The sequence below is a fragment of the Actinocorallia aurantiaca genome (assembly GCF_039533685.1).
GTDB classification, from domain to species: Bacteria; Actinomycetota; Actinomycetes; order Streptosporangiales; family Streptosporangiaceae; genus Actinocorallia; species Actinocorallia aurantiaca.
Genome location: NZ_BAAATZ010000006.1, coordinates 594,510 through 602,248, shown reverse-complemented (window position 1 = coordinate 602,248; position 7,739 = coordinate 594,510). Strand labels below are relative to the sequence as shown.

The window sequence follows — 7,739 nt, the reverse complement described above, 5'->3', positions numbered from 1 at the left end:
CATGAAGTCTTGACCTCCGGCTTTCCGGCTGCCTTCAGGATCTCGTTCAGGTAGGTCAGGTCGTAGATGCCGTTCAGGTCGACCGGCTCGAGCAGGCCGACGGCCTCGGCGTTCTTGGCTCCGGTGGTCAGGGAGCTGGGGATCGGGTCGCTGAGGAACTCGATCTCCTTGAAGGCGGAGTCGAGGACCTCCTTCGACAGGGGCTTGCCGGACAGCTTCTCCAGCTGGGCGTTGGCCAGGGTCTTGGCGTCCTCGACGTTGCCGTTGATGAACTCGTTCGAGGCGACGACGCCCTCGACGAGCTTCTTCACGATCTCCGGGTGCTCCTTGGCGAACTTCTGCCGGACGATGAGGTGGGTGATGACGAACTTGCCGTCGGGCCACAGCTCCTTCTCGTTGAGGAGCTTCTTGCCCTTGGCCTCGAGGATCAGCCGGGAGGCGAAGGGCTCGGGCACCCAGGCGCCGTCGATCGCGCCCTGCTTGAAGGTGTCGATGGTCTGGGAGTTCTCCTGCGGCACGACCGAGACGTCGCCGGAGCCGTCCTTGTTGGCGGTGAGGCCCTTTTCCTTGAGGTAGGAGCGGATCGCCACGTCCTGGGTGTTGCCCAGCTGCGGGGTGGCGATCTTCTTGCCCTTGAGGTCGTCCAGGCTCTTGATCTTGTCCGGGTTCACGACCAGGGACACGCCGCCGGAGGCGGCGCCGCTCACGATCTTGATGGCCTGGCCCTTGGACTGGGCCCAGGCGTTGATCGCCGGGTTGGGTCCGATGAAGGTCGCGTCGACGCCCTCGGCGAACAGGGCCTCGATCGCGGCGGGACCGGCGTTGAAGGACTTGGGCTCGATCTTGACGTCCGAGCCGAGCTTCTCGGCGAAGATGCCCTTCTCCAGGCCGACCAGGGCGGTGGCGTGGGTGATGTTCGGGAAGAACCCGAGGTTCACGGTGGTGCTGCCGCCGCTTTCGCTGCTGGAGTCATCGCTCCCGCACGCGGAGAGCGCCGGCAGGCCGATCACCAGTGCCGCGGCCGCCGCGAGGGCTTTTCTCCTGCTGAGCTTCATCTGTTCTTCGCTCCCGGTCGATATTTTCGACTGATTTGATGTGAAAAGTAGAGCAAGGCATTGCCCATTAAGTCAACCTGATCGATAGGAAAAGTGGGCACGGTTGGATAACGCCGCAGGACGGCGAGCCCTTCGAAGACGCCGGGAGGCCCTTCGGTAGGCTCGGGACACAACCCCCGTGATGCTGAACAAGGAGCGCGCCACAGTGTCTGCGATCGAGGCCGTACACGCCAGGGAGATCCTCGACTCCCGCGGCAACCCCACCGTCGAGGTCGAGATTCTGCTCGAGGACGGCACAGAGGCCCAGGCCGCCGTGCCCAGCGGCGCCTCCACCGGCCAGTTCGAGGCCGTCGAGCTGCGTGACGGCGACGAGCGCTACGGCGGCAAGGGCGTCCGCAAGGCCGTCGCGGCCGTCAACGACACCATCGCCAAGGAGCTCGTCGGCTACGACGCCGACGACCAGCGCATCATCGACCAGGTCATGATCGACCTGGACGGCACCCCGAACAAGGCGAACCTGGGCGCCAACGCCATCCTGGGCGTCAGCCTCGCGGTGGCCAAGGCCGCGGCCGAGTCCGCCGAGCTGCCGCTGTTCCGCTACGTCGGCGGGCCGAACGCGCACGTGCTGCCGGTGCCGATGATGAACATCCTCAACGGCGGCGCGCACGCCGACACGAACGTCGACATCCAGGAGTTCATGATCGCGCCGCTGGGCGCGGCCACGTTCTCCGAGGCGCTGCGCCAGGGCGTGGAGGTCTACCACGCCCTCAAGTCGGTGCTGAAGAGCAAGGGCCTGAACACCGGCCTGGGCGACGAGGGCGGCTTCGCCCCCGAGCTGCCCTCCAACCGCGAGGCGCTCGACCTCATCCTCGTCGCCATCGAGAAGGCCGGGCTCACCCCGGGCCGCGACATCGCCCTGGCGCTGGACGTCGCCGCCACCGAGTTCCACTCCGAGGGCGCCTACACCTTCGAGGGCGCCGCCAAGAGCGCCGAGGAGATGGCCTCCTACTACGCCTCCCTCGTCGCGGACTACCCGCTGGTCTCCATCGAGGACCCGCTGGACGAGAACGACTGGGACGGCTGGAAGGCCCTCACCGACGCCATCGGCGCCAAGGTGCAGCTGGTCGGCGACGACCTGTTCGTCACCAACCCCGAGCGCCTGGCCCGCGGCGTCAAGACCTCCACCGCCAACGCGCTGCTGGTGAAGGTCAACCAGATCGGCTCCCTGTCGGAGACCCTCGACGCCGTCGCGCTGGCCCACAACAGCGGCTTCAAGTGCATGATGAGCCACCGCTCCGGCGAGACCGAGGACACCACCATCGCCGACCTGGCCGTCGCCACCAACTGCGGCCAGATCAAGACCGGCGCCCCGGCCCGCAGCGACCGGGTCGCCAAGTACAACCAGCTCCTGCGCATCGAGGAGCTGCTGGACGACGCCGCCCGCTACGCCGGCGCCGCGGCCTTCCCCCGGTTCGCCTGGGAGGGCTGACATCTCCGGTCAGCGCGGAACCGCCCCCCGCGAGCACGCGGGGGGCAGGTTCCACCTGACCTCCCGCGCGGCGATCCTGGCCGTCGTCATGTGCGCCATCGCGCTGAGCCTCGCCTACCCGGTGCGCGAGTACGTGGCGCAGCGCAGCCAGATCGCCCAGCTGCAGAAGCGGGAGGCCGCGGCGCGCAGGGACGTGCGGGAGCTCGCCGAGAAGAAGGCCCGGCTGGGCGACCCCGAGTACATCAAGCGCGAGGCCCGGAGCAGGCTGCACTTCTGCGATCCCGGAGAGCAGTGCTACGTCGTCCTGGACGGCCAGGGCGGCACGTCCGAGCAGGAGCGGGAGGCCGGACCCGCCCGCACCCCGCCTTGGTACGAGACCCTGTGGAAGTCCGTGGAGGCGGCGGACCGGCAGGGCTGACGGTCCGTCCGGAGAGGCGGTCGCGGGGCAATAGAATCGTGGACGTCCCACATGCCCGTATTCGAATACAGGGAGTAGCCGCGCCGATGGACGAGCGTGACGTCGAGGCCGTCCAGGCCCAGCTCGGACGGCCGATCCGGGGGGCCGCCGAGGTCGCCCACCGCTGTCCCTGCGGGCTGCCGGACGTGATCGAGACCGCCCCGTACCTGCCGGACGGCTCGCCCTTCCCCACCCTGTACTACCTCACCTGCCCCCGCGCGGCCTCGGCCATCGGACGGCTGGAGGAGCGCGGCCGGATGAAGGAGATGCAGGCCGGGCTCGCCGAGGACCCCGAACTGGCCGAGCGCTACCGCGCCGCGGACCGCGACTACCGCGAGCGGCGCGACCGGGCCGCCGCGAGGGAGGGCATGCCCCCGCTGCCCGAGGGCATGCAGACCGCGGGCGGCATGCCCGAGCGCGTCAAGTGCCTGCACGCCCTGGTCGCCCACGAGTTGGCGGCCCCCGGAACCAACCCTTTCGGACGTGAGGCACTGGACGAGCTGCCCGAGTGGTGGCGGTCCGGATGCTGCGTCGATGCGATGATTGCCGATTAGGCACGGCTGTCACCAGCTGCCTCTGGAGGAGACATGACGCGGGTAGCCGCGATCGACTGCGGGACCAACTCGGTCCGGCTTCTCATCGCCGACATCGACGGGGAGATGCGCGACGTCGAAAGGGAGATGCGCATCGTCCGCCTCGGACAGGGAGTGGACGAGACGGGCGAGCTCGCCCCCGAGGCGCTGGAGCGCACCTTCAAGGAGATGCGCGACTACGCCCGCCTCATCGAACAGCACGGCGCGGAGAAGGTCAGGGTCGTGGCGACCAGCGCCACCCGCGACGCCCGCAACCGGGCCGACTTCGTGACCGGGGTCACCGAGATCTTCGGGGTGAAGCCCGAGGTCGTCTCCGGCGAGGAGGAGGCGCGGCTCTCCTTCACCGGCGCCACCAAAGAGCTGGCCGCGCTCCGCCCCCTGCGCCCGTACCTGGTCGTCGACATCGGCGGCGGCTCCACCGAGTTCGTGGTCGGCAGCACCGGCGTGACGGCCTCCCGCTCCGTGAACATCGGCTGCGTGCGGATGACGGAGCGGCACTTCAAGGGCGCCAACCCGCCCTCGCCCGAGCTGATCTCCAACGCGGTCGCCGACATCGACGCCGCGCTGCGCGAGGTCCGTGAGAGCGTCCCGGTCGCCGAGGCGCGCACCCTGGTCGGGCTGGCCGGCTCGGTCACCACGGTCGCCGCCATGAGCATGGGCCTGGAGACCTACGACAGCGAACGCATCCACCTGTCGCGCATCACCGCCGCGCAGGCGCACGAGACCACCCGCAAGCTGCTGCACATGACGCACGAGGAGCGGGCCGCCCTGGGGTTCATGCACCCCGGCCGGGTGGACGTCATCGGCGCCGGCGCGCTGATCCTCGACCGCATCATGCGCGAGTACGGGTTCGGCGCGGTGGTCGTCAGCGAACGCGACATCCTCGACGGCATCGCCTGGAGCCTCGTCTGACCCCGGAACTCGACTCCGAGGCGGGGGACGACCCCCGGACCCCCGAGGGGGCCGGTCGATCCTCGCTTCGCTCCGGTCGTCCGGCCCCGTTCGTCCCGCCCGGCACCGGCTGGCCGGGGGATCCCGCGCTGCCGTCCACTCCGGTCGCGCGCTCCGCGGGCGAGGTGGCGGAGCTCGCGGTCCGGGCGCCGGACCTGGCGGAGCTGTGCGCCAGGCAGTCGGTCTGCCGGGCCTGCGACCGGCTGGTGGCCTGGCGCGAGCAGGTGGCGGTGGAACGACGCAAGGCCTTCCGCGACGAGGAGTACTGGGGCCGTCCGATCGCGGGGTGGGGCGCGCCGGATCCGGCCGTCCTCATCGTCGGGCTCGCCCCGGCGGCGCACGGCGGCAACCGGACGGGCCGCATCTTCACCGGCGACAGGTCGGGGGACTGGCTGTTCGCGTCCCTGCACCGGGTGGGGCTGGCCGCCCAGGCCGAGAGCGTGCACGCCGGAGACGGGCAGGAACTGCTGAACACCCGGATGGTCGCGGTCGTGCGCTGCGCGCCTCCGGACAACAAGCCGCTGCCGTCCGAACGCGACGCCTGCCGGCCCTGGCTGACCCGGGAACTGGCCTTCACCCGGCCCCGGGTCATCGTCGTGCTCGGGGGTTTCGCCTGGCAGGCGCTGTGGCCCGCGCTGGCGGAGCTGGGGACGGCGCTGCCGCGCCCGCGCCCGAAGTTCACGCACGGGGCGGAGGTGCGGCTGGGGGAGACGCTGCTGCTCGGCTGCTACCACCCGTCCCAGCAGAACACCTTCACGGGCCGGTTGACCGAGGCGATGCTGGACGAGGTCTTCACCCGGGCGAGGGAAGCCGCGGACCTCTGAGCGGGAAGAGGGAAGTGAGCACCGGGAAAGGGACAGGGCCGGGCTCAGCGGACTCGCCGCTGAACGCCCCCGTCAGGCCCTGACCCGTCCCCGCCCCCGGCCCCCGCCGGAGGTAGTGACCCCGTGGCACCCTCGTGCGTGACGAGAATGTGGTTACAGAAGATGAGATGTCGGAAAACGGTGGGAGGTTCGGGGAATCGGAGGAAAATCTCGACCCCGAACGGCCACGTGCTTCATGGCAGGCGCCACACTCCGTGCGGGACGAGTGAGATAGGGGTGGGCGCGCCTAAGATCGGCGGGGCGTCGTGAGAGGGAGAACAGCATGGTGGACGGGGCCGCGGGGCGGCTTGAGCCTCTGCTGACCCGGATCCTGGGCGATCCGCTGCCGGTCGGGGTGCGCGCCTGGGACGGGAGCGGGATAGGCCCGGCCGGAACCCCGGTCTTCGTGGTCCGCGATCGGCGGGCGCTGCGGCGCCTGCTGTGGAGGCCGGGCGAGATCGGCCTCGTCCGCGCCTACGTCACCGGTGAGCTGGACATAGAGGGCGACGTGTGCACCGCGCTCGGCGCGCTGCAGCGGGTGCTGCGCCACGACGACGAGGCGATCCGCCTGAGCGGGGACGACAAGCGCGAGATCGTCCGGACCGCGGTGATGCTGGGCGCGGTCGGGCCGGAGCCGAAGGCGCCGCCGGAGGAGGGCGGCAAGGGCCTGCTGGAGGACACCCCCGAAGAGCTCTACTCCCGGATGGCCGGCGACAGCCGCGCGCTCGGCGCCGGCCGCTGGGCGGGCGCCACGACGCTGGCGGAGGCGCAACGCGCCGACGAGGAGCGGATCGCCGCCGGGCTCGCCCTCGAACCGGGCGCCTCGGTTCTGGAGCTCAACGCGGGCTGGGCCTCCTTCTCCGCCAGACTCGCCCGCGAGTACGGAGCGGAGGTGACAGCCGTCACCTCCTTCGGCGTCACCCCTCCCGAAGGGGTGCGGGTGCTCCCCTTCGTCCCCGCCGAAGGCTCCTACGACGTGATCGTGGCGCTCGCCGGAGTGCTCCCCCTGCACGGGGTGATCGGGGAACTCGCCGCCCTGCTCAGACCGGGCGGACGGCTCCTGGTCCGCCAGCCCGTGCACCGGCGGGACTCCGTCCAGCGCCCGTTCACCAGCGACTACGTCTTCGGCTCCGAGGAGGAGCTGCCGACTCTCGGGTCCTTCGCCGAGGTGCTGGACGCGGTGGGCCTGGAGGTGCGGGGAGTGACGGCGCTGCGCGAGGACTACGCCCGCACCCTGCGCGCCTGGGCGGCCGGTCTCCAGCAGGGCCCCCTGGAGGACGGCAGGGCCCGCACCTGGCTGCTGCACCTCGCGACTACCGCGCTGGCCGCCGAAGCGGGCAGAATCGGCCTGTACGAACTGGATTCCGTACTGCGCTGAGACGCGTTCGCTTGCGCAGCGGAACGATTTTCAGGTATGGACCGTCTTATCGATGTGAAGATTCTCAGTTGCCGGAGGAAATGATGGAGAGCAGGAACCCCGCGTTCCGCAAGATGGGTGAGCAGGCGGGGCGCGAGCAGGCGCCCTCCCCGCAGCAGCTCCACGACATGTACAACCAGCCGGCGTACGCCCCGCCGGCCGTCCGGACCATGACGGTCGACGACGTCGTCGTCAAGGGCTTCCTCAGCCTCGGCACCCTGACCCTCACCGGTGCCGTCGCCTGGGTCCTGAACTTCGGCATGGGCGTGGCCCTGGTCTCGGTCCTGATCGGACTGGGGCTCGGCCTCTACCTCGGCTTCACCGGCAAGGCCAGCGCTCCGCTGACCCTGGCCTACGCGGCCTTCTACGGTGTCGCGGTCGGCACGATCAGCCACATGTTCAACGACCTCTACAACGGCATCGTCTTCCAGGCGATCATCGGCACCGCCCTGGCGTTCGGCGCCATGCTGGCCGTCTACTCGCTGCGCATCATCCGGGTGACGCCGAAGTTCACGAGGTACGTGCTCGCCGCCGGCATGGCCCTCATCGGCCTCATGCTGGTCAACCTGGTCGTCGGCCTCTTCAGCGAGGGCGGCATCGGCATCCGGGAGAACGGTGTCCTCGGCATCGTCTTCAGCGTCATCGCGATCCTGGTCGGCTGCTTCTTCCTGATGCTCGACTTCGACATGGTCGAGCGCGGCGTCCAGGCCGGCCTTCCGGAGAAGTACTCCTGGGCCTGCGCCTTCGCCCTCACCAGCACCCTGGTCTGGATCTACCTCGAGGTCCTGCGCCTCCTCGCGATCCTGAACAGTTCTGATTAGACCCGTCGCTGTGGCAGCAAGGTGACACCTGACTGTCATACCGGGACGGTGGGTGCCGTGAATGGAAGGCCCCCGGGAGCGCATCCCGGGGGC

General features: G+C 70.1%; 8 protein-coding genes. 7 read left to right on the top strand and 1 reads right to left on the bottom strand.

Annotated features, from left to right (window positions below):
- Positions 1-1,055, bottom strand: a 1,055-nt coding sequence (locus tag ABD327_RS09810) for an ABC transporter substrate-binding protein (protein ID WP_344449944.1), incomplete at its 3' end; no start/stop codon positions are given.
- Positions 1,056-1,260: 205 nt separating this feature from the next.
- Between ABD327_RS09810 and eno the strand changes: the two genes are divergently transcribed.
- The 7 genes from eno (at position 1,261) to ABD327_RS09775 (ending at position 7,646) form a co-directional block, all read left to right on the top strand.
- Positions 1,261-2,544 carry a phosphopyruvate hydratase gene (gene eno, locus ABD327_RS09805; RefSeq protein ID WP_344449943.1) on the top strand — a complete coding sequence of 428 codons (1,284 nt, stop codon included), beginning with the start codon at positions 1,261-1,263 and terminating at the stop codon, positions 2,542-2,544.
- Positions 2,545-2,632: 88 nt separating this feature from the next.
- Entirely contained in the window at positions 2,633-2,962 is a 330-nt protein-coding gene (locus ABD327_RS09800) for an FtsB family cell division protein (protein ID WP_344449942.1), read from the top strand.
- Between the two features lie 86 nt (positions 2,963-3,048).
- Positions 3,049-3,555: a DUF501 domain-containing protein gene (locus ABD327_RS09795; RefSeq protein WP_344449941.1), complete on the top strand. Its 507-nt coding sequence runs from the start codon at positions 3,049-3,051 to the stop codon at positions 3,553-3,555.
- A 33-nt stretch (positions 3,556-3,588) separates the two neighbouring features.
- Complete coding sequence (locus tag ABD327_RS09790; protein ID WP_344449940.1) at positions 3,589-4,506, top strand: Ppx/GppA phosphatase family protein; 918 nt, start codon at positions 3,589-3,591, stop codon at positions 4,504-4,506.
- 164 nt (positions 4,507-4,670) lie between these two features.
- Positions 4,671-5,369: a uracil-DNA glycosylase gene (locus tag ABD327_RS09785; protein ID WP_344449939.1), complete on the top strand. Its 699-nt coding sequence runs from the start codon at positions 4,671-4,673 to the stop codon at positions 5,367-5,369.
- 322 nt (positions 5,370-5,691) lie between these two features.
- Positions 5,692-6,786, top strand: a complete 1,095-nt coding sequence (locus ABD327_RS09780; protein WP_344449938.1) for an SAM-dependent methyltransferase — start codon at positions 5,692-5,694, stop codon at positions 6,784-6,786.
- Between the two features lie 80 nt (positions 6,787-6,866).
- Positions 6,867-7,646 (top strand): Bax inhibitor-1/YccA family protein, encoded by a 780-nt coding sequence (locus ABD327_RS09775; protein ID WP_344449937.1) that lies wholly within the window; start codon positions 6,867-6,869, stop codon positions 7,644-7,646.
- The last annotated feature ends 93 nt before the right edge of the window (positions 7,647-7,739 follow it).

Bases quoted from the DNA above. Each gene is read 5' to 3' on its own strand.
- ABD327_RS09800 (WP_344449942.1), top strand. From the start codon at position 2,633: ATGTGCGCCATCGCGCTGAGCCTCGCCTACCCGGTGCGCGAGTACGTG.
- ABD327_RS09780 (WP_344449938.1), top strand. From the start codon at position 5,692: ATGGTGGACGGGGCCGCGGGGCGGCTTGAGCCTCTGCTGACCCGGATC.
- ABD327_RS09790 (WP_344449940.1), top strand. From the start codon at position 3,589: ATGACGCGGGTAGCCGCGATCGACTGCGGGACCAACTCGGTCCGGCTT.
- ABD327_RS09795 (WP_344449941.1), top strand. From the start codon at position 3,049: ATGGACGAGCGTGACGTCGAGGCCGTCCAGGCCCAGCTCGGACGGCCG.
- ABD327_RS09775 (WP_344449937.1), top strand. From the start codon at position 6,867: ATGATGGAGAGCAGGAACCCCGCGTTCCGCAAGATGGGTGAGCAGGCG.